The sequence below is a fragment of the Micromonospora sp. NPDC007220 genome, assembly GCF_040634035.1.
In the GTDB taxonomy this organism is placed as follows: Bacteria; Actinomycetota; Actinomycetes; order Mycobacteriales; family Micromonosporaceae; genus Micromonospora; species Micromonospora reichwaldensis.
Genome location: NZ_JBEYEU010000003.1, coordinates 352662 through 371816 on the forward strand (window position 1 = coordinate 352662; position 19155 = coordinate 371816).

Below are 19155 nucleotides of genomic sequence, written 5' to 3' on the forward strand. Positions count from 1 at the left end.
GCACGCTGCTTCCTGGGCGTGCCCGGCAGCGCCGGCGAGGCCCTAGGCTGGGACGGGCGCACGGCGGAGCCGCCGCCGTCCGGCCGGGGAGGTCCTCGATGACCACTGTGCACGATGCCAGCGGGCCCTCCCGCGTGGCGGAACCCGGCGAGGGCATCACCGCCGAGGAGTTGCAGCTCGCCGCCCGCAACCACGGCATCCCGCTGGAGGCGCTGCGCTACGACGTGACCCCGGCCGGCCTGCACTACCTGCTCATCCACTACGACATCCCGGACCTCGACCCGGACGCGCACGCGCTGACGGTGGCCGGCGCGGTGGACCGGCCGCTGACCCTCGACCTCGCGGCGCTGCGCGAGCGGCCCCGGGTCACCCGCCGGGTCACGTTGGAGTGCGCCGGCAACGGGCGCGCCCTGCTGCACCCCCGGCCGGTGAGCCAGCCGTGGCTGGTCGAGGCGGTCGGCAACGCGGAGTGGACCGGCACCCCGCTGGCGCCGCTGCTGCGCGAGGCGGGGATCGCCGCCGACGCCGTGGACGTGGTCTTCACGGGCGCCGACCACGGTGTGGAACGCGGCGTCGAGCAGGACTACCAGCGGGCGCTGCCGGTCGCCGACGCGCTGCGCGAGGAGGTGCTGCTGGCGTACGAGATGAACGGCGCTCCGCTGCTGCCGCAGCACGGTGCCCCGTTGCGGCTGATCGTGCCCGGCTGGTACGGCATGGCGCACGTCAAGTGGCTGCGCGCGATCGACGTACGCACCGAGGCGTTCGACGGCTACCAGAACGCGGTCGCCTACCGGCTGCGGCGGGACGCGGACGACCCCGGTGTGCCGGTGACCCGGATCGAGCCGCGGGCGCTGGTCCGGCCGCCCGGTTTCCCCGACTTCATGTCCCGCACCCGCGTGCTGCGGCCCGGTCCGTGCACGCTGGACGGTCGCGCCTGGTCCGGCCACGCCCCGGTCGTCTCGGTGGAGGTGACCACCGACGGCGGGGCCAGTTGGCGACCGGCCATCCTGGACGAGCAGGTCGGCGGGGAGTTCGCCTGGCGCCGGTGGCGCTACGAGTGGGCGGCGGAGCCGGGGCGGCACGTCCTCGGGGCCCGCGCCACCGACGCCTCCGGGCGCAGCCAGCCGGTCGAGCAGGCGTGGAACCGGGGCGGCTTCGCCAACAACCTCGTCCAGCGGGTCGAGGTCGTGGTGCTGGCGGGGTGAACCGGGCTGCCGGGGAGGAGCGGGGCGACGGCCGCGCGGCGGTGGGGGCGCCGATGGGCTCGTACGCCCGGCGGTGGGTCAGCCGGGCGGGCGGCGGAGCGGTGGGTCAGCCGCCGAAGCCGGAGTCGGCGGGCAGCGAGATGTCGGGCTTCTCCAGCTCCTCGACGTTGACGTCCTTGAAGGTCATCACCCGGACGTTCTTCACGAACCGGGCCGGACGGTACATGTCCCACACCCAGGCGTCGTGCATCTCGACCTCGAAGTAGACCTCGCCGTCGGAGTTGCGCACGTGCAGGTCGACCTGATTGGCCAGGTAGAACCGGCGCTCCGTCTCCACCACGTAGGAGAACTGGCGGACGATGTCGCGGTACTCCCGGTAGAGCTGGAGCTCCATCTCGGTCTCGTACTTCTCGAGGTCTTCCGCGCTCATCGCACTCCGCCTTCCATGACCACATCTTCCCCCACCGACGCCGGAGGCTGAGGCTGCTCGCCCAACGCCACGCCGACGGTACCCCCTGGCGGGCAGGAGCGCTCCATCGGCTCGTCCCGCCTCGCGTCCGCCGGCCGGCGCGCCCGGGGCGGGGCGCCGTCGCGACCGGACACCGTCGCCACGTTGACGTACGAGAACCGGTGCTCCCGGCACGGCCCCCGGTCCCGCAGCGCCGCGGTGTGTTCCGCGGTGATGTAACCCTTGTGCTCGGCGAACCCGTAGCCCGGGAACGCCCCGTCGAGCTCGACCATCATCCGGTCCCGGGTGACCTTGGCGAGTACGCTCGCCGCCGCGACGCAGGCGGCCACCCGGTCGCCCTTCCACACGGCCAGCCCCGGCACGTCGAGGCCGTCCACGCCGAAGCCGTCGGTCAGCACGTAGTCGGGGCGGGTCGTCAGCGACGCCAGCGCGCGACGCATCGCGGCCAGGTTGCTCACGTGCAGGCCCCGCTCGTCGACCTCTTCGGCCGGGATCACCACCACGGCGTACGCCAGCGCGCGGGCCACGACCTCGTCGTGGATCCGCTCCCGGCTGGCGGGGGTGAGCAGCTTGGAGTCGGCCAGCCCGTCGATCTCGCCGCGGCGGCCCTCGGGCAGGATCGCGGCGGCGGCGACCAGCGGCCCGGCGCAGGCGCCGCGACCCGCCTCGTCGGCCCCGGCGACGTGCCGGAAGCCGCGCCGCTGCAACGCGCGCTCCAGCGCGTAGAGCCCACCCTCGCGGCGCACCACCGTGCGCGGGGGCGTCAGCACGGCGCGTCCTGCGCGGCCGTGGGCGCGGTCGAGGCGGCCAGCGCCCGGGCCAGCACCGTCGTCAGGTCCGGCGGGTAGTATCGCTCGCCGCTGACGGTCAGCTCGTCCGGCGACCACCACCGGTGGGCGGCGACGGTGGCCCGCTCGATCTCGCTGAAGCCGGCGGTGTCGACCTCGTGGCCCGCCACCCGCACCAGGAAGAACTCCTGTTCCTGCCGGTACCACACGCCGTCGAAGGGGAACTCCGTCACGTCGCGGTGCACGGGCGCCCCGAACGCCGGGGCCGGCAGCCGCAGCCCGGTCTCCTCGGCCAGCTCCCGCGCCGCGCACTCGGGGTAGGTCTCCCCCTCGTCCAGGCCGCCGCCGGGGGTGAACCACCAGCGCCCGTGCTCGGGACGGGCCGGGTCGGAGCCGCAGAAGAGCAGCACCCGACCCGCCGCGTCGACGAGCAGGACGCGCGCGGCACGCCGGGGGGTGTAGACGGTCACCGCACCAGCCTGCCAGACGCCGCCGACAACGCACACGCCCGGCGGCCCCTACGGTTCGGGGATGGCCTCGTACGGCTTCGGGACGCTCAGCCAGGTGGCCCGGCCGAACGGCCAGAAGACGGTGAAGGCCCGCCCCACGACCTCGCCCTCGGGAATCGTGGCGACGGTGATGTCCTGACCGGACTGCTGCCAGTGCTCCAGCGAGTCGCCCGACGCCTCGCGGTGGTCGCCCATCACCCAGAGCCGGCCCTTCGGGACGGTGATGTCGAACTCCTCGGCGGTCTTGTCGCCGGGGTAGATGTAGGGCTCGTCCAGCGACTTGCCGTTGATCACCAGCCGGTCCTGCGCGTCGCAGCAGACCACGTGGTCGCCGCCGACGCCGATGACGCGCTTGATGAAGTCCTCGCCGTCGGGGTTGGCGCTCCACTCCATGGGGGCCTTGAAGACGATCACCTCGCCCCGGTGCGGGGACCGGAAGTCGTAGACCAGCTTGTTGACCAGCACCCGATCGTCGATCTGGAGGGTGTTCTCCATCGACGGGGAGGGGATGAAGAAGGTCTGCAGCACGAAGGCGCGCACCAGCACCGCGACCAGGATCGCCACACCCAGGAGGATGGGCAGCTCCTTCCAGAAGGAACTGCGCGGCTTGTCGGTCTGCTCGTCAATCACGGCACGAGCCTACGTTGCCCGGCCCAGCGCCACCGTCCGGAACGCGCGAGAACGGCGAGCGCGACAGCGGTCGGGGCGAACAGCACCAGATCGCCGTCCGGCGTGGGGCGGACCGGGGGCGGGGCGCCGGTGGTGGCGGCCGGCGGGTCGGCGACGTCGTCGAAGGTCGCGGGCACCGACAGGGCGCTCCAGCGCGACGACGGCCAGACCACGGTGAACGCCCGGCCCACCACGTTCTCGATCGGCACCGGGCCCTGGCAGCGGGCGTCCTGGGAGACCATCCGGTGGTCGCCCATGACGAAGATCTGCCCGGGCGGGACCACGATCTCGTCGAAGCGCCGGGACCGGCACTCGCGGGGGTTGGGCGGGATGTCGAGCGGCGAGTCGCGCAGGACGTACGACGACTCGTCGAGCGGCGTGCCGTTGACCAGCACCCGCCCCTCGGCGTCGCAGCACTTCACCCGGTCGCCGGGCAGGCCGATGACCCGCTTGATGAAGTCCTTCTCGCCGGGGCGGCTGACGCCGACGAGGTCGCCGACGGTCCGGCTGAGCTTGCCCGCGAACCCGGGCTCCGGCCCCTCGGCGACCTGCGGGGCCCAGCGGTCGGTGCCCCGGAAGACGACGACCTCGCCCCGCACCGGGTCGCGCACGTCGTAGACGACCTTGTTGACCAGGACCCGGTCCCCGACGAGGAGGGTGTCCTCCATCGAGCCGGAGGGGATGAAGAACGCCTGGAGCAGGAAGGTGCGGATCAGCACCGCGAGGCAGAACGCGACGACCAGCAGCAGCGGCAGCTCCTGCCAGAGGGGCATCTGTCGGCGGGGCCGGCGGGCGCGCCGTCGCCAGGGGTCGACGGCGCCGTCCTCGTCAAGCGTCTGCACCACGCCACTCTCCGGTCAGCAGAAATGACACTACCGCCCGGGAACCCTGTCGGGGCTCCCCGGGCGGTAGTGGTCGTCGCTCCGCCGTCGTGGCGGGACGTCGCCCGGCTGCGCCCGTAGCGACCAGGGTAGTGCGGTCCGGTCGGTACGACATACGCGCAGCTCGGGCGGCGTGGCGAGCGCGAGGTCAGCTCGGCTGCTTCTCGCGCTTCTCCTTGATCTTGGCCTTCTTGCCCCGCAGCTCGCGCAGGTAGTAGAGCTTGGCGCGGCGGACGTCACCGCGGGTCACGACCTCGATCCGGTCGATACCCGGGCTGTTGATCGGGTAGGTGCGCTCGACACCGACGCCGAAGCTGATCTTGCGGACCGAGAAGGTCTCGCGCAGACCGTCACCCTGGCGGCGGATGACGACGCCCTGGAAGATCTGGACACGGGACCGGGCGCCCTCGACGACGCGGGCGTGCACCTTGACGGTGTCACCGGCACGGAAGTCGGGGAGGTCGGTGCGCTTCGACTGGGCGTCAAGGGCGTCCAGGATGTTCATCGCTGCGTCCTCGTGAGGCTCACGGCGCACCGTCAATCGGTGCGCGGGTGGGTGATTCTGATCCCCGGGTGGCGGTCGGTGACCCGACCCCGGTCGGGGATCCTCGCAGCCGGCCGCGGCGCGGCCGGTTGCGGCAACCCCCCTACTTTGCCACATCCCCCGGCGGCACCTGAAATCCGGCCCGGTCCAGCGCGGCGACGTCCCGTTTGTCCAGGCGCTGCGGGTCCACCGCGGCGAGCATGTCGGGACGACGCGTCGCGGTGCGGGTCAGCGCCTCGTCCCGCCGCCAGCGGGCGATCCTGCCGTGGTCGCCGGAGCGGAGCACCTCCGGCACCTCCAGCCCCCGCCAGGTCGCCGGCTTCGTGTACATGGGGGCCTCCAGCAGCCCGTGGGCGTGCGACTCCTCGGCCAGCGAACCCGCGTTGCCGAGCACGCCGGGCAGCAGCCGGGTGACCGCCTCCAGGATCACCAGCACCGCCACCTCACCGCCGAAGAGGACGTAGTCGCCGAGGGAGACCTCGGTCACCGGCATCCGGGTCGCGGCGTGGTCGAGCACCCGCTGGTCGATGCCCTCGTACCGACCGCAGGCGAAGAGCAGGTGCGGCTCGGCGGCCAGCTCGTGCGCCATCGCCTGGGTGAAGGGGGCACCGGTCGGGGCCGGCACCACCAGCCGGGGCGCGGTCACCTCCGCCGGGGCGAGGGCGTCGAGCGCCTCGCCCCACGGCTCCGGCCGCATCACCATGCCGGGCCCGCCGCCGTAGGGCGTGTCGTCGACCGTGCGGTGCACGTCGTGGGTCCAGATCCGCAGATCGTGTACGGCCAGCCGCAGCGTGCCGTTCGCCCGCGCCCTGCCGATCAACGACAGGTCCAGCGGGGCGAAGTACTCCGGGAAGATCGACACGATGTCGACGCGCATGCGGGGGTGCTCCAGCGGTTCTACAGATCGAGCAGACCGGCCGGCGGGTCGACGACGACGCGACCGCCGGCGAGGTCAACCTCGGGGACGATCGCCTTGACGAACGGGATGAGCGCGGTGCCGCCCTCGGGACGGCGCAGCACCAGCAGGTCGGAGGAGGGGGCGTGGTCGATCCGGGCCACCTCGCCCAGCCGGTCGCCGTCGGGGGTGACCACGGCCAGCCCGACGAGCTGGTGGTCGTGGAACTCCTCCGGGTCCTCCGGCGCGGCGACGTCGGCGCTGTCGACCGCGAGCAGGGTGCCGCGCAGCGCCTCGGCGACGTCCCGGTCCAGGCTGCCCTCGAACGCGACAAGCATCCGTCCCTGGTGCCAGCGGGCGGACTCCACGACCAGTTCGGCGGGCACCCGGAAGGCCACCCCCTGCTCGGGCGCGGCCGGCGACGGCTGCGGCGCCACGGGCTCGGTGCGGCGCGCCCGGGGCGTCGCCCCAGGCATGGTGCGCAGCACCATGCCTGGGGCGAACCGCGCTTCGGGCTCGTCGGTCCGCACCTCGACGGTGACCTCACCGCGGATGCCGTGCGGCTTGCCGACCCTGCCGACGACGAGCAGCATCAGTACGAGTCGACGATGTCGACGCGTACGCCGCGCCCGCCGATGGAGCCGATCACCTGGCGCAGCGCCTTGGCGGTCCGGCCGGACCGCCCGATCACCGTGCCGAGGTCCTCCGGGTGCACGCGGACTTCCAGCCGCTTGCCCCGACGGGAGTCGACCATCCGGACGCGTACGTCATCGGGGTGGTCGACGATGCCCTTGACCAGGTGCTCCAACGCCGGACGCAGAGGCATGTCAGGCCTGCTCACCGGCGTCGGCAGCGGCAGCCGGGGCCTCGGCCGGAGCCTCGGTCTTCGGAGCCTCGGCCGGAGCCTCGGTCTTCGGCGCCTCGGTCTTCGGCGCCTCGGTCTTCGGCGCCTCGGTCTTCGGCGCCTCGGTCTTCGGCGCCTCGGTCTTCGGCGCCTCGGCCTTGGCGGCCTTCTTGGCCGGCTTCGCCGGCGCCTCGGCCAGCCCGGCGGCGGCCTTCGCCTCGGCCTCGTACGCCGCGGTGCGGTCGACCCGCTCCGGGGCGACCTTCAGCGGCGGCGGGGCCGGCAGGCCCTTGAACTTCTGCCAGTCACCGGTCAGCTCCAGCAGCCGCTGCACCGCCTCGCTCGGCTGGGCGCCGACGGACAGCCAGTACTGGACCCGCTCCGACTTGACCTCGATCACCGAAGGGTCTTCCTTCGGCTGGTAGACCCCGACGAACTCGATCGCCCGGCCGTCGCGCTTGGTGCGCGAGTCGGCGATGACGATGCGGTACTGCGGGTTGCGGATCTTGCCCATCCGCAGGAGCCGGATCTTTACGGCCACAGTTGTTTCGCTCCTGTTGCGATCTCACCTGCCCGGTACGGGCGGTGCACGGGTGAGTGTCGACCGGCACAGTGGGGTTGGGCCGGAGACTGCTCGGTGGACTGGCGACGTGCCCGGGTTAGAGGGCGCCGGACGCGCGCCGGATACCAGCCAGCCATTCTGCCAGATCGGGCCCCGATCGCTCGCACCGGACCGCCCCCGGTCACCCGCCGGGCGGCAGAAGTGACCGAAAGCACAGTCGCCGGCCGGCGGCCGGCCCCGCCGATCGAGGGCGGTGCGCCACCGGGACGCGCGGGCGGATCGGGCCGGGTCAGCGCACCGGGGGGCGGTCCCAGCCGGGCGGCAACCCGTCGGGGACGGTCCAGTCGGGCGGCGGGGTGAAGTCGCACCAGGTGCCGTCGAAGGGGAACTCCCCCGCCTCGGCCAGCGCGATCACCCGCTTCCCCTCGGCCCGGACGGCGTCGGCGTCGGTCACCCAGTAGTGGTCGGGGAAGGCGAGCCGCTCGGCGAACTCCCCCTCGTCCTTCCACTCCCAGCCCAGGTCGGGGCGGACGACCACGTCGAGGTCCTGGTCCACCATGTCGACGCCGGCGAGCGTGCCGTCGTCCCAGCGCACCCCGGGCTCCTCCAGGTTGACGTACCAGGTGGCGAAGCGGTCGTGCGCGTCGCGGAACCACCACACGGAGTGGGCCGCCCCGGCGGGCAGGAACTTGAGCACGGAGGGGCCGTCCCACCGGCCGGTGGCCAGGCGGTACGACGAGGAGATCCACTCGCTGAACGGCACCGCCCGCATGCCCAGCCCGGCCTCGGTGACCTCGCTCGCGACCGGGGAGTCGCGGGGCACCCAGAGCAGCAGGCCCCGGTCGTCGTCGCTGACCACCCGCGCGGTGCGTACCCAGCCGATCCGGCCCCGGCGCACGTTGCGGTGCACGATCAGCCGCCCAGGTTCGAATCTCACGGACCGACCCTACCGGCCCAGGCCCCCCGCGCCCGCCCACCGCTCCGAGGTGCGAGGAAGGGACCCTTCCGCCACCTCAGGCGTCAGGAAGGGTCCCTTCCTGACGCCTGAGCGAGCTGCCGCGGCACCTGAGGGGTGCGGCGGGGCTCAGTAGGCGCGGGCCAGGATGGCGACCAGGTCGGGCTCGTCCTCGGAGTCGGGCACCGAGCCGTCGGCGCGCAGCAGGCAGCGCACGGTGACGCCCTGGCCGTTCGCCTCCGTCTCGCCCTGCACGCCAACCGCCGACCACGGCACCATGGCCCAGCCGGTGGCTGCCGCCTCGATCGCCTCGGCGAGGGTCGACACCTCGACCGTGCGGGACTTCCGGTGGGCCAGCGCCTGGTCGTGCAGGGCCCGCTGGTCGGCGTCGAGGGCGGCCAGCACGGCGGTCACCACGTCGGCCACCGGCGTCGGGGACTTCGAGCCGTCGGTGCGCCGGACCACGACCGCGTTGCCGGCGGCCAGGTCGCGGGGACCGACCTCGACGCGTACGGGATAGCCGCGCAGCTCGGCGTCGACGGCCCGGCGGCCGAACGGGGTGTCGACGCGGTCGTCGAGCGCGACCCGGACGCCCGCGTCGCGCAACGCGTCGCAAAGCTCTTTCGCCACCTCGGCAGGGCCGCCAGGGCCCTCGCCGTCCTTGACCACCATGACGTACGCCTGCACGGGCGCCAGCTTCGGCGGCACGCGCAGCCCGTTGTCGTCGCCGTGGCACATGATTAGGCCGCCGAGCATCCGGGTGGAGGTGCCCCAGGAGGTCGTCCAGGCGTGCTCCCGGCCGCCCTCGGCCGACGAGTAGCTGATGTCGAAGGCCTTGGCGAAGTTCTGCCCCAGCTCGTGGCTGGTGCCGAGCTGGAGGGCCTTGCCGTCACCCATCATGCCTTCGCAGGTGTAGGTGGCGGTGGCGCCGGCGAAGCGCTCGCGGGCCGTCTTCAGGCCGACGACCACCGGGATGCCGAGCACGTTGACCATCAGGTCCTCGTACGCCTCGTGCAGGATCCGGCGGGCGTAGGCGCGGGCGTCGTCGCGGGTCGCGTGCGCGGTGTGCCCCTCCTGCCAGAGGAACTCGCTGGTGCGCAGGAAGATCCGGGGGCGCAGCTCCCAGCGGACCACGTTGGCCCACTGGTTGAGCAGCAGCGGCAGGTCCCGGTAGGAGTCGATCCACTTGGCCATGAACTCGCCGATGACGGTCTCGCTGGTGGGGCGCACCACCACCGGCTCGGCGAGCTGCTTGCCACCGCCGTGGGTGACCACCGCGAGTTCCGGCGAGAAGCCCTCGACGTGCTCGGCCTCGCGCTTGAGGTAGCTCTCCGGGATGAAGAGCGGGAAGTACGCGTTCTCCGCGCCCGCCGCCTTGATCCGGGCGTCCATCTCGGCCTGCATCCGCTCCCAGATGGCGTAGCCGGCCGGGCGGATGACCATGGTCCCCCGGACCGGGCCGTTGTCGGCCAGCTTCGCCTTGGCGATCAGGTCCTGGTACCAGCGGGGAAAGTCCTCCGCACGGGGAGTGAGCACGCGTGCCATGACCGCACATCCTATGCGTCGGCCGAAGGGACGACGTCATCGGGCGCGACGTCGGCGGTCTCCGCCGTGCCGGGCGGTGCGGCCGGGCTAGGATTCGACCACCATGGGCGAGGTGAGGGACGGCACCCGTTCCCGGGACGCGATCGTCGAGGCCGCCCGGGCATTGACCATCGCGACCGGCTGGGACGGCGTCCGGATGGGCGCCGTCGCGCGCGCGGCGGGGGTCAGCCGGCAGACGGTCTACAACGAGTTCGGCACCAAGGCGGGGCTGGCCGAGGCGCTCGCCCGGCGGGAGGTCGACCGGTTCGTCGGCGACGTACGCGCCCTGCTGCGCGCCCACGGCGACGACGTGCGGGCCGCCGCGCACGCCACCATCTCGCACACCCTCACGCAGGCGGCCGACGACCCGCTGATCAAGGCCGTCCTGACCAGCTCCCGGGGCGGCTCGGACGACCTGCTGCCCTACCTCACCACCCGGTCGGAGCTGGTCCTGACCGAGGCCACCGAGGTGCTGCTGGAGTGGGCCGACGGCGTGCTGCCGGGCGCCGACCGCAACGCCGTCGCGTTCGCCACGGACTCGGTCGTCCGGTTGGTGATCAGCCACATCGTCCTGCCCGGCGCCCCCGTCGCGCAGACCGCCGCCGCCCTCGCCGACCTCGCGGTGTACCTGCTCCTGCACGCGGTCACCCAGGCCCACACCGGCTGACCGGGCGCCGCCCCGGGGCAGCGCCGCGCCGCCGGTCGGGAGCGCCACCGGCCCGACCGGGAGCATCCGCGCCGACGCCCCGGCGCGGCGGGTCAGCGGACGACGCGACCGCGCAGCACGATGCGGGCGGGGGTGCGTACGGCGCGCAGGTCGGCGCGCGGGTCCTCGGCGTAGACGACGAGGTCCGCCAGGCCACCCTCGACCAGTCCGGGAAAGCCGAGCCACTCGCGGGCCCGCCAGGACGCGGCGGCGAGCACGTCGGTGGTGGACATGCCGGCCTGCTCGTGCAGCAGCAGCATCTCCTCCGCGGCGAGGCCGTGGTCGATGCCGCCGCCCGCGTCCGTGCCCACGTAGATCGGGACCCCGGCCTCGTGCGCCGAACGGACCACCTCGGGGAAGCGGTCGCGCAGCGCGAGCATGTGCTCGGCGTAGCCGGGGAACTTCTCCCGGGCCTGCTCGGCGATTCCGCCGAAGGTCCGAATGTTGATCATCGTGGGGATGAGCGCGGTGCCCCGGCGGGCCATCTCGTCGATCAGGTCCAGGCTGAGGCCCGTGCCGTGCTCCACCGAGTCCACCCCGGCGCGCACCATGATCTCGACGGCCGACTCGGAGAAGGTGTGCACGGCCGCGCGTACCCCGGCGGCGTGCGCGGCCCGGACGGCGGCCGCCATGGTGTCGGCGTCCCAGGCCGGGGCGAGGTCGCCCACCCCCCGGTCGATCCAGTCGCCGACCAGCTTCACCCAGCCGTTGCCGGCGCGCGCCTGCACGGCCACCGTCGCCGCCACCTCCGCCGCGCCGACCTCGACGCCGATGTCGCGCAGGTAGCGCTTCGGCGGCGCGACGTGCCGGCCGGCGCGGGCCAGCCGGGGCAGGTCGGGCTCGTCGTCGAGTTCGGGGTACGGGTAGGGCGACCCGGCGTCGCGGATGGCGAGGACCCCGGCGTCCCGGTCGACGCGGGCCAGCTCGCGGGCCTGGTCGAGCGAGGTGATCGGGGCGCCGCCGCGGGCGATGCCGATGTGGCAGTGCGCGTCGATCAGGCCGGGCAGCACGAACCCGCCGTCGGCGATCGTCTCCGCGCCGGCAACAGGGGTGAAGGTGACCCGGTCGCCGACCAGCCACAGGTCACGGACCTCGTCGTCGGGCAGCACCACGCCGCGTACGTGCCAGGCCATGCGTCCTCCGTCTGCGCGAAAGGGGGCGGTCCGCCGCCATTCTTCCCGCCCCGCGCGGGCCGGCGGCGTTCAGCCCTCGTCGCGCGCCAGCAGCCCGGCCCGCCTTGCCGTCAGCGCGGGCAGGTCGACGGAGACCTTCCAGGGCCGCTCGGCGACGAAGAGGTCCTCGGTGTGCGTCACCGCCTCGTACTCGCCGGCGGGGCCGAGCGTGTCTTCCGTGAGGGTCATCCGCTCGTGCAGCGGGTCGACCACCCAGTACGTCCGCACCCCGGCGTGCGCGTAGACCTTCGCCTTGTCGTAGAGGTCGCGGAACGTCGAGGTCGGCGAGAGGACCTCGACGGCCAGCAGCGCGTCCTCGACGGGGACGGGCGAGCGGTCGCCAGCGACACGCGTCAGCGGGGCCGGCCGTCGCCGCCCTTGCCGAGCTTGTTGAAGTCGATCTTCGGCAGCTTGAAGCCCGGCGGGAGGCCCTGGCCGCCGGCCAGGTCGTTCGGGTCCATGCCCGGCGGGAGCTGCGGCATGCCGCCCGGGAAGCCGCCCGGCATCCCGGCGCCCGCCCCGGCGCGCGGCCGGTTGCCGCCCTTGGTGCCCTTGCGCTTGTTCTTCGGCGACTTGGTCGCCTTGCGCCGGCCGCCGCCCGGCAGGCCCATCATGCCGCCCATCTGCTTCATCATCTTCTGCGCCTCGGTGAAGCGGTTGAGCAGCTGGTTGACGTCCATCACCGTGACGCCGGAGCCGTTGGCGATGCGGGCCCGGCGCGAGCCGTTGATGATCTTCGGGTTGGTGCGCTCGGCGGGGGTCATCGACCGGATGATCGCGGTGACCCGGTCGAAGTGCTTGTCGTCGACCTCGGCGAGCTGGTCCTTCATCTGCCCCATGCCCGGCATCATGGCCAGCACGTTGGCGATGGGGCCCATCCGCCGGACCGCGATGAGCTGGTCGAGGAAGTCCTCCAGGGTGAACTGCTCGCCGCCCATCAGCTTGGCGGTCATCTTCTCCTTCTGATCGGTGTCGAAGGCCTGCTCGGCCTGCTCGATCAGAGTGAGGACGTCGCCCATGCCGAGGATCCGGCTGGCCATCCGGTCGGGGTGGAAGACGTCGAAGTCCTCCAGCTTCTCGCCGGTGGAGGCGAAGAGGATCGGCTGCCCGGTGACCTCCCGCACCGACAGCGCGGCGCCACCGCGGGCGTCGCCGTCGAGCTTGGAGAGGACCACGCCGGTGATGCCCACGCCGTCGCGGAACGCCTCGGCGGTGCGCACCGCGTCCTGGCCGACCATGGCGTCGATGACGAAGATGACCTCGTCCGGCTCGACCGCGTCGCGGATGTCGGCGGCCTGCTGCATCATCTCGGCGTCGATGCCGAGCCGGCCGGCGGTGTCGACGATGACGATGTCCCGGGCGGCCCGCTTCGCGTGCTCGATCGAGGCGCGCGCCACCTGCACCGGGTCGCCGGTGCCGTTGCCGGGCTCGGGGGCGTACACCTCGACGCCGGCGCGGCCACCGAGCACCTGGAGCTGCCCGACGGCGTTGGGGCGCTGGAGGTCGGCGGCGACCAGCAGCGGCTGGTGGCCCTGGGCCTTGAGCCAGCGGGCCAGCTTGCCGGCGAGGGTGGTCTTACCGGAACCCTGGAGGCCGGCGAGCATGATCACCGTCGGCGGCTGCTTGGCGAACTGGAGCCGCCGCCCCTCGCCGCCGAGGACGTTGATCAGCTCCTCGTTGACGATCTTGATGATCTGCTGCGCCGGGTTGAGCGCCTGGGAGACCTCGGAGCCGCGCGCCCGCTCCTTGACGTTGGCGATGAAGCCCTTGACCACCGGCAGCGCGACGTCCGCCTCCAGCAGCGCGAGGCGGATCTCGCGCGCGGTGGCGTCGATGTCGGCGTCGGTGAGCCGACCCTTGCCGCGGAGCTTGGTGAAGATCCCGGACAGGCGGTCACTCAAGGTGTCAAACACGCGAACATCCCGTTTGTCAGTGTTCCGGCGGGCACATCGGCGACCGGGCGAGGTGTCCGGCCACCGCTAGGGTAGCCGGCCGGGCCGCACGGCCGCTCCGGGCCGGGCACAGCCGGGGCGCGGATGAGCGCCGGCACGCCCGCGCGCGCCGAGGCTCCCCGGGCCGGCGGGAGGCACATCGTCACACGGCGGCCAGCACCGCCGCCTCCAGACGGGCCCGGGCGGCGTCGTCCGGCCAGCCGCCGACGAGGTAGAAGGCGTCCACCACGTCGCCGCCGAGGGTGGAGATGCGGGCCGCCCGCACCTGGGCGCCGGCCTCGTCGAGGGCGCAGGTGACCCGGTAGAGCAGGCCCGCCGCGTCGGCGGCGCGCAGCTCCAGCAGCACGGCGTCGGTGGCCGCCTCGCGGTGCCACACCACCCGGGGCGCGGCCCCCTCGGACCGCGCCGCCAGGGCCCGGCCGCGCAGCCGCTGGGTGACCGAGACGTCCCCGTTCACCGCGCGGCGCAGGTCGGCGCCGAGGGCGATCGGGTCGGGCGCGAGCCCGTACCGGGGCTGCACGCGGCACTCGACCAGGGCCCGGCCGTCGACGGTGGAGGCGTCGGCGGAGAGCACCTCCAGCCGGTGCAGCGCCAGGCAGCCGGCCACCGTCGCGAGCAGGCCGCGCCGGTCCGCCGCGGCCACCGCCACCCGGTCGGCCGTCAGGTGTACGACCGGCAGGGGCCCCGCCAGCAGGGCCGGGTCGGGGGCGGGCGGGGCGGGCAGCGCGCCCGTGTCCAGCGCGGTCCGTACCCGGGTGACCAGCTCGGCGACCAGTCGGCCCTTCCAGTCCGACCAGGCGGCCGGGCCGGTGGCGGCGGCGTCGGCCCGCACCAGGGCGTGCAGCAGGTCCAGCGTGGTCGGGTCGCCGACCCGCTCGGCCACCCCGGCGATGGTGACCGGGTCGGCGAGATCCCGCCGGGTGGCCACGTCGGGCAGGAGCAGGTGCAGCCGGACCAGCGTGCCGATCAGCGCCACCTCCGGCGCGGGCAGGCCGATCCGGGCGGCCACCGCTTCCGCCAGCGGCACCCCGACCGTGCTGTGGTCGCCGGGAAGCCCCTTGCCGACGTCGTGCAGGAGTGCGCCGAGCAGCAGCAGGTCGGGGCGGTCCACCTCGCGGGTGTGTCGGCTGGCCTCGTAGGCGGTCTGCACGAGGTGCCGGTCGAGGGTGAACCGGTGCACGGGGTTGTGCTGCGGGAGGCTGCGCAGCCGGGTCCACTCGGGCAGCCAGCCCTCGATCAGCCCGTACCGGTCGCAGGTCTCCCAGGCCGGCACCAGGCCGGGACCGGCGCCGAGCAGGGTGACCAGCGCGGCCCGGGCCTCGGCCGGCCACGGCGCCGGCAGCGGCGGGCAGTACGCGGCCAGCCACTCGCAGGTGGCCCGGGCGATCGGCAGCCGGGTGACGGCCGCGGCGGCGGCGACCCGCAGCGACAGGCTCGGGTCGGGGCGTGCCCCGATAGCGGTGCGGGCCAGCACCAGCTCGCCGTCGTGCTCGACGACGTCCCGGGCGACCGGTCGGCGCAGCGGACGCCCGTCGCCGCCCCGGCGGCGGCCGGAGCGGAGCCGGTCGGCGGCGCGGAAGGCGTCGTCGAGGGCGTGGCTGACGGTCCGGGCGTCCCCGGCGACCCGGCGCAGCAGCGTGTCCCCGTCGCCGATCGACTCGGCGGCGCCGGCCCGCAACGCGGCGTCGGACGCGCCGGGTGAGAGCAGCCGCGGGGCGTGCGGCGAAAGCAGGGCCGGGGTGTCGGACCCGCCAGCCGGTGACTGCCGGAGCCCGAGCAGCGCGGCGACCCCGTCGCGTTCCTGGGCGACCAGCCGGTCGACCCGGCGGCCGGCCTGCCGGTGCAGCGCGTCCCGGGTGTCGAGCAGCCGCAGGTGCGCGGCGCGGACGGCGGGGCGCAGCGCGTCGGTGATCCCGGCGGTGGCGATCGCCCGCAGGATGCCCACGTCGCGCAGCCCGCCGGCCGCCTCCTTCAGGTCGCCCTCCAGCAGGAACGCCAGCTCGCCGTGGGCGGCCCAGCGGGCGGCGGTGATCTCGCGGAGCGCCGGGAGCTGGCGTACGGCGGTGCGCCGCCAGTGGTCGGCGGCGGTGCGGACGAGGGTGTCCGCGAGCGCGGCGTCCCCGGCGACCAGCCGCGCGTCGAGCAGCCCGAGGGCCACCTTCACGTCGTCCTGGGCGACGGAGAGCGCCTCGGCGACGGTCCGGACGGAGTGGTCCAGCCGCAGCCCGGCGTCCCACACGGGATACCAGACCGAGGCGGCCAGCTCGTCCACGCCGGGCACCCCGGCGTGCAGCAGGACGAGGTCGAGGTCGCCGTGCGGCGCGCACTGCCGGCGGCCCAGCCCGCCCACGGCGATCAGCGCCACCCCGGGCCGCTGCGGCAGCAGCCCGCGCAGCCACCGGTCGTACGCGTCGGCCCGCGCGGCCCGCGCCGTCGCCCCGATGCCGCCGTCGACGCCGACGACCTCGTCGACCAGGAGGGCGGCGGCGCCGTTGCCGGTGTGTCCCGACGCGTTCTTCCTGGTCGACGAGGTCATGTCAGTGGCCGGTCAGAGCGCGTCGAGGCCGCGCTCGCCGGTACGGACCCGGACGACCTCCTCGACGGCGGTCACCCAGACCTTCCCGTCTCCGATCTTGCCGGTCCGGGCGGCGCCGACGACGGCGTCCACGATCTTGTCGACGTCGATCTCGTCGGTGAGCACCTCCACCCGGATCTTGGGCAGGAACTCGACCGTGTACTCGGCACCCCGGTAGACCTCGGTGTGCCCCTTCTGCCGCCCGTAGCCCTGGACCTCGCTGACGGTCAGGCCGGCCACGCCGAGGGCGTGCAGGGCCTCCTTCACCGCGTCCAGCTGGTACGGCTTGATGACCGCGGTCACCAGCTTCATGTCCAACCCCTCCATCCCAGGAACGTTAACGGGCGACCGTCTCGGCGGCGGACCCGGCGGCCGGCTCGGCCGGCTCGGCAGCCGGCACGGTGGGCTCGGCAGGCGCGGTCGCCGGCTCCGTCGCCGGCCTGGCGCCGGTCAGCCCGGCCATGGCGAACGCGCTGCCCCCGCCGCTGCCGGTGGCCGGCGACAGGTCGTAGCCGCTCTCGGCGTGCTCGGCGATGTCGATGCCGCCGACCTCGTCCTCGGCCCGCAGGCGGAAGCCGATCGTCTTCTCGATGCCGAAGGCGAGCACCCAGGCCACCGCGAAGGACCAGACGGTGACGATCAGGCCGGCCAGGGCCTGCCGGCCGAGCTGGGTCACCCCGCCGCCGTAGAAGAGCCCGTCGGAGGCGCCGATCACGTCGGTGATCGCGCCGTTGACCGAGTTGGTGGCGAAGAGGCCGAGCCAGAGCGAGCCGATCCAGCCACCGACGAAGTGCACGCCGACCACGTCGAGCGAGTCGTCGTAGCCGAGCTTGTACTTGAGGCTGATCGCCAGCGCGCAGACCGACCCGGCGACGAGACCGAGCAGCACCGCCGCCCAGGGGGCGATGAAGCCGCAGGCCGGGGTGATGGCGACCAGGCCGGCGATGGCACCGGACGAGGCGCCGACCAGGGTCGGCTTCCTGTCCTTGATCCATTCGACGACGATCCAGCCGAGCACGGCGGCGGCCGTGGCGAGCTGGGTGTTGATGAAGGCCAGGCCGGCGACCGAGTCGACGGTGAGCTCGGAACCGGCGTTGAAGCCGAACCAGCCGAACCAGAGCAGTCCCGCGCCGAGCGCGACGAGCGGGATGTTGTGCGGCTTCATGCCCTCCCGGGGCCAGCCGAGCCGCTTGCCGAGCACCAGCACCAGGGCCAAAGCCGCCGCGCCGGCGTTGATGTGCACGGCGGTGCCGCCGGCGAAGTCGAGCGCGTGCAGGTCGCCGCCGATGATGCCGCCGCCCCACACCCAGTGCGCGACCGGGAAGTAGACAAGCGTCGCCCAGCCGAACGCGAAGAGCAGCCAGCCGGCGAACTTCGCCCGGTCGGAGATCGCGCCGCTGATCAGCGCGACGGTGATCACGGCGAACATCATCTGGAAGGCCATGAACACGTAGAGCGGGACGCCGATGCCGCTCGGGTTCTCCGCCGTCGCGCCCCAGAGGTCGGTCTCGGCGAGGAAGGTCTTGGTACCGAGGTAGGCGCCCGGGTCGCCCCAGAGCCCGTTGACATCGCTACCGAAGGCGATGCTGAAACCGTAGAACCACCACAAAACGGAGATGAGCCCGATCGCGGAGAAGCTCATCATCATCATGTTCAGTACACCCTTGGACCTGTTGAGGCCGCCGTAGAACAGCGCCAGTCCGGGCGTCATGAGCAGCACGAGCGCCGTCGACACCAGCAACCACACGGTGTTGCCGGAATCGATCGTGGGTGCCTCAGGCACGCTGGCCTCCTAAAGGTGAAGTTCCCTCCTTCACGGCTTCCGGGGCAGCGTCGCCCGTACGCCGGATGGGCGGAAGCCTGCTCGCTCCCTGTTTCCCCCAGCGTCACCCGTCGATTTCCGAACGGTGACGGGTTGTTTCGGACGTGTGAAGAGAAGCTCACCGCCGGCCGGCGCGGCCGACAGCACGGACCGCTCAGCGCAGCGCGTACTCCAGGGCGTTGCGCTCGTAGTCGAGCAGCCGCAGGTCCCGCATCGGCCGGCGCAGGTGCCCCTTGTGCACGATCCGGACGAAGGCCGGCTCACCGGCGGCGGCCATCCGGCGGATGCCCTCCACGTGGTCCACGATCCGCTTGCGGATGGTCCGGATCAGCCGGTGCCGGTCCCGGGGGATGAGCCCGTACGCGTCGGCGAAGAGGCGCAGCCGGCGCGGCCGGTCGGGGTGCTTCCAGCCGAGCGTGATCGAGTCCCGGTCGGAGAAGATCGGCACCCAGGTCCAGGCCGCGTACGCCACGTCGTAGATCCGGGCGCCGGGCGAGGCGAGGTCGAAGTCGATCAGCCCCAGGGTGCCGTCGGGCCGCCAGATCACGTTGTGCGGGGCGGCGTCGTGGTGGCAGATCACCTCGGTGTCCGGCGGCGGCGGTCCGAACGAGCGCCACACCGCGCCCGGCGGCGGGACGAAGCCGTACTGGGCGTCGTGGAACATGCGGAGCATGGTGGCGACGGTCACCAGCGCCTCGTCGGTGACCCAGTGCGGGGCCAGCGGGTACTCCCCGCACTCCCCCTCCAGGTACGACAGGACCTCCCGGTTGCGCTCGTCCATGCCGAGCGCGCGGGGGGCGCCGGTGAACCCGACGTACTCCAGGTGGCGCAGCAGGGCGTGCACCGAGGGCGTCCACGGCCCGGCGTTGCGCCGGACCGTGTCGCCGACCCGGACGACGGTGCTGACGTTCCCGCCGTGCAGCGGGATCTCCTGCGAAGTCACGTACGGTCTCCCGAGGCCCGTCGACGGGTGGCTGGGGTCGCGCCACCCGGCGTAGGCGCGATCGTCGGTCGTCACTGCGA

At 73.7% G+C, this 19155-nt stretch carries 21 protein-coding genes; 2 read left to right on the forward strand and 19 right to left on the reverse strand.

Annotated elements, in window-relative coordinates; translation table 11 throughout:
• Window positions 1-98 precede the first annotated feature (98 nt).
• Window positions 99-1205 (forward strand): sulfite oxidase, encoded by a 1107-nt coding sequence (locus tag ABZ573_RS09965; RefSeq protein WP_358117205.1) that lies wholly within the window; start codon window positions 99-101, stop codon window positions 1203-1205.
• Between the two features lie 106 nt (window positions 1206-1311).
• Here ABZ573_RS09965 and ABZ573_RS09970 read toward each other — a convergent pair whose 3' ends face one another.
• The 12 genes from ABZ573_RS09970 to proS all read right to left on the reverse strand — a co-directional run bounded on the left by ABZ573_RS09970 (window position 1312) and on the right by proS (window position 9866).
• Window positions 1312-1635 carry a DUF2469 domain-containing protein gene (locus tag ABZ573_RS09970; protein ID WP_007075222.1) on the reverse strand — a complete coding sequence of 108 codons (324 nt, stop codon included), beginning with the start codon at window positions 1633-1635 and terminating at the stop codon, window positions 1312-1314.
• Complete coding sequence (locus ABZ573_RS09975; RefSeq protein ID WP_151457076.1) at window positions 1632-2444, reverse strand: ribonuclease HII; 813 nt, start codon at window positions 2442-2444, stop codon at window positions 1632-1634. Before ABZ573_RS09975 ends, ABZ573_RS09970 begins: the two co-directional genes overlap by 4 nt.
• Entirely contained in the window at window positions 2438-2932 is a 495-nt protein-coding gene (locus ABZ573_RS09980) for an NUDIX domain-containing protein (protein WP_358117208.1), read from the reverse strand. The genes ABZ573_RS09975 and ABZ573_RS09980 overlap by 7 nt, the downstream gene beginning before the upstream one ends.
• Window positions 2933-2980: 48 nt before the next feature.
• Window positions 2981-3601: a signal peptidase I gene (gene lepB, locus ABZ573_RS09985; RefSeq protein ID WP_151457074.1), complete on the reverse strand. Its 621-nt coding sequence runs from the start codon at window positions 3599-3601 to the stop codon at window positions 2981-2983.
• A complete protein-coding gene (gene lepB, locus ABZ573_RS09990; RefSeq protein ID WP_151457073.1) occupies window positions 3598-4485 on the reverse strand; it encodes a signal peptidase I in 888 nt (295 codons plus the stop codon). The genes lepB (ABZ573_RS09985) and lepB (ABZ573_RS09990) overlap by 4 nt, the downstream gene beginning before the upstream one ends.
• Before the next feature lie 184 nt (window positions 4486-4669).
• Window positions 4670-5026: a 50S ribosomal protein L19 gene (rplS, locus tag ABZ573_RS09995; protein ID WP_101414582.1), complete on the reverse strand. Its 357-nt coding sequence runs from the start codon at window positions 5024-5026 to the stop codon at window positions 4670-4672.
• Window positions 5027-5168: 142 nt separating this feature from the next.
• Complete coding sequence (gene trmD / locus ABZ573_RS10000; protein ID WP_327030771.1) at window positions 5169-5942, reverse strand: tRNA (guanosine(37)-N1)-methyltransferase TrmD; 774 nt, start codon at window positions 5940-5942, stop codon at window positions 5169-5171.
• 20 nt (window positions 5943-5962) lie between these two features.
• A complete protein-coding gene (gene rimM, locus ABZ573_RS10005) occupies window positions 5963-6550 on the reverse strand; it encodes a ribosome maturation factor RimM (RefSeq protein ID WP_192581565.1) in 588 nt (195 codons plus the stop codon).
• A 2-nt stretch (window positions 6551-6552) separates the two neighbouring features.
• Window positions 6553-6813, reverse strand: a complete 261-nt coding sequence (locus ABZ573_RS10010) for an RNA-binding protein (RefSeq protein WP_172862164.1) — start codon at window positions 6811-6813, stop codon at window positions 6553-6555.
• Window positions 6788-7345 carry a 30S ribosomal protein S16 gene (gene rpsP, locus ABZ573_RS10015; RefSeq protein ID WP_358117212.1) on the reverse strand — a complete coding sequence of 186 codons (558 nt, stop codon included), beginning with the start codon at window positions 7343-7345 and terminating at the stop codon, window positions 6788-6790. The genes ABZ573_RS10010 and rpsP overlap by 26 nt, the downstream gene beginning before the upstream one ends.
• Before the next feature lie 310 nt (window positions 7346-7655).
• Entirely contained in the window at window positions 7656-8303 is a 648-nt protein-coding gene (locus tag ABZ573_RS10020; RefSeq protein ID WP_327030769.1) for a DUF402 domain-containing protein, read from the reverse strand.
• Between the two features lie 147 nt (window positions 8304-8450).
• The gene (gene proS, locus ABZ573_RS10025; protein WP_151455322.1) at window positions 8451-9866 is read right to left on the reverse strand and encodes a proline--tRNA ligase; all 1416 of its coding nucleotides are present in this window, start codon (window positions 9864-9866) and stop codon (window positions 8451-8453) included.
• Window positions 9867-9969: 103 nt separating this feature from the next.
• On the opposite strand from proS, the gene ABZ573_RS10030 reads away from it, so the two are divergent.
• Window positions 9970-10572, forward strand: coding sequence for a TetR family transcriptional regulator (locus ABZ573_RS10030; RefSeq protein ID WP_151455321.1), 603 nt, complete (start codon window positions 9970-9972; stop codon window positions 10570-10572).
• A 92-nt stretch (window positions 10573-10664) separates the two neighbouring features.
• Here ABZ573_RS10030 and ABZ573_RS10035 read toward each other — a convergent pair whose 3' ends face one another.
• The 7 genes from ABZ573_RS10035 to ABZ573_RS10065 all read right to left on the reverse strand — a co-directional run bounded on the left by ABZ573_RS10035 (window position 10665) and on the right by ABZ573_RS10065 (window position 19150).
• Window positions 10665-11744, reverse strand: a complete 1080-nt coding sequence (locus ABZ573_RS10035; protein WP_358117215.1) for an amidohydrolase family protein — start codon at window positions 11742-11744, stop codon at window positions 10665-10667.
• Between the two features lie 69 nt (window positions 11745-11813).
• Window positions 11814-12140 (reverse strand): Uma2 family endonuclease, encoded by a 327-nt coding sequence (locus ABZ573_RS10040; RefSeq protein ID WP_358117342.1) that lies wholly within the window; start codon window positions 12138-12140, stop codon window positions 11814-11816.
• A complete protein-coding gene (gene ffh, locus ABZ573_RS10045) occupies window positions 12137-13696 on the reverse strand; it encodes a signal recognition particle protein (RefSeq protein ID WP_151455319.1) in 1560 nt (519 codons plus the stop codon). Before ffh ends, ABZ573_RS10040 begins: the two co-directional genes overlap by 4 nt.
• Before the next feature lie 181 nt (window positions 13697-13877).
• Window positions 13878-16271: a [protein-PII] uridylyltransferase gene (locus ABZ573_RS10050; RefSeq protein ID WP_358117218.1), complete on the reverse strand. Its 2394-nt coding sequence runs from the start codon at window positions 16269-16271 to the stop codon at window positions 13878-13880.
• A gap of 12 nt (window positions 16272-16283) precedes the next feature.
• Window positions 16284-16622 (reverse strand): P-II family nitrogen regulator, encoded by a 339-nt coding sequence (locus ABZ573_RS10055; protein ID WP_176733926.1) that lies wholly within the window; start codon window positions 16620-16622, stop codon window positions 16284-16286.
• 25 nt (window positions 16623-16647) lie between these two features.
• Window positions 16648-18093: an ammonium transporter gene (locus tag ABZ573_RS10060; protein ID WP_358117221.1), complete on the reverse strand. Its 1446-nt coding sequence runs from the start codon at window positions 18091-18093 to the stop codon at window positions 16648-16650.
• 193 nt (window positions 18094-18286) lie between these two features.
• Window positions 18287-19150, reverse strand: coding sequence for an aminoglycoside phosphotransferase family protein (locus ABZ573_RS10065; RefSeq protein ID WP_192581443.1), 864 nt, complete (start codon window positions 19148-19150; stop codon window positions 18287-18289).
• Window positions 19151-19155 lie beyond the last annotated feature (5 nt).

Excerpts from the sequence above, each read along its gene's own strand:
- trmD (WP_327030771.1), bottom strand. The coding sequence starts at position 5,942 with ATGCGCGTCGACATCGTGTCGATCTTCCCGGAGTACTTCGCCCCGCTG.
- ABZ573_RS10030 (WP_151455321.1), top strand. The coding sequence starts at position 9,970 with ATGGGCGAGGTGAGGGACGGCACCCGTTCCCGGGACGCGATCGTCGAG.
- proS (WP_151455322.1), bottom strand. The coding sequence starts at position 9,866 with ATGGCACGCGTGCTCACTCCCCGTGCGGAGGACTTTCCCCGCTGGTAC.
- ABZ573_RS10035 (WP_358117215.1), bottom strand. The coding sequence starts at position 11,744 with ATGGCCTGGCACGTACGCGGCGTGGTGCTGCCCGACGACGAGGTCCGT.
- ABZ573_RS10055 (WP_176733926.1), bottom strand. The coding sequence starts at position 16,622 with ATGAAGCTGGTGACCGCGGTCATCAAGCCGTACCAGCTGGACGCGGTG.
- ABZ573_RS09965 (WP_358117205.1), top strand. The coding sequence starts at position 99 with ATGACCACTGTGCACGATGCCAGCGGGCCCTCCCGCGTGGCGGAACCC.
- ABZ573_RS09970 (WP_007075222.1), bottom strand. The coding sequence starts at position 1,635 with ATGAGCGCGGAAGACCTCGAGAAGTACGAGACCGAGATGGAGCTCCAG.
- rplS (WP_101414582.1), bottom strand. The coding sequence starts at position 5,026 with ATGAACATCCTGGACGCCCTTGACGCCCAGTCGAAGCGCACCGACCTC.
- ABZ573_RS10050 (WP_358117218.1), bottom strand. The coding sequence starts at position 16,271 with ATGACCTCGTCGACCAGGAAGAACGCGTCGGGACACACCGGCAACGGC.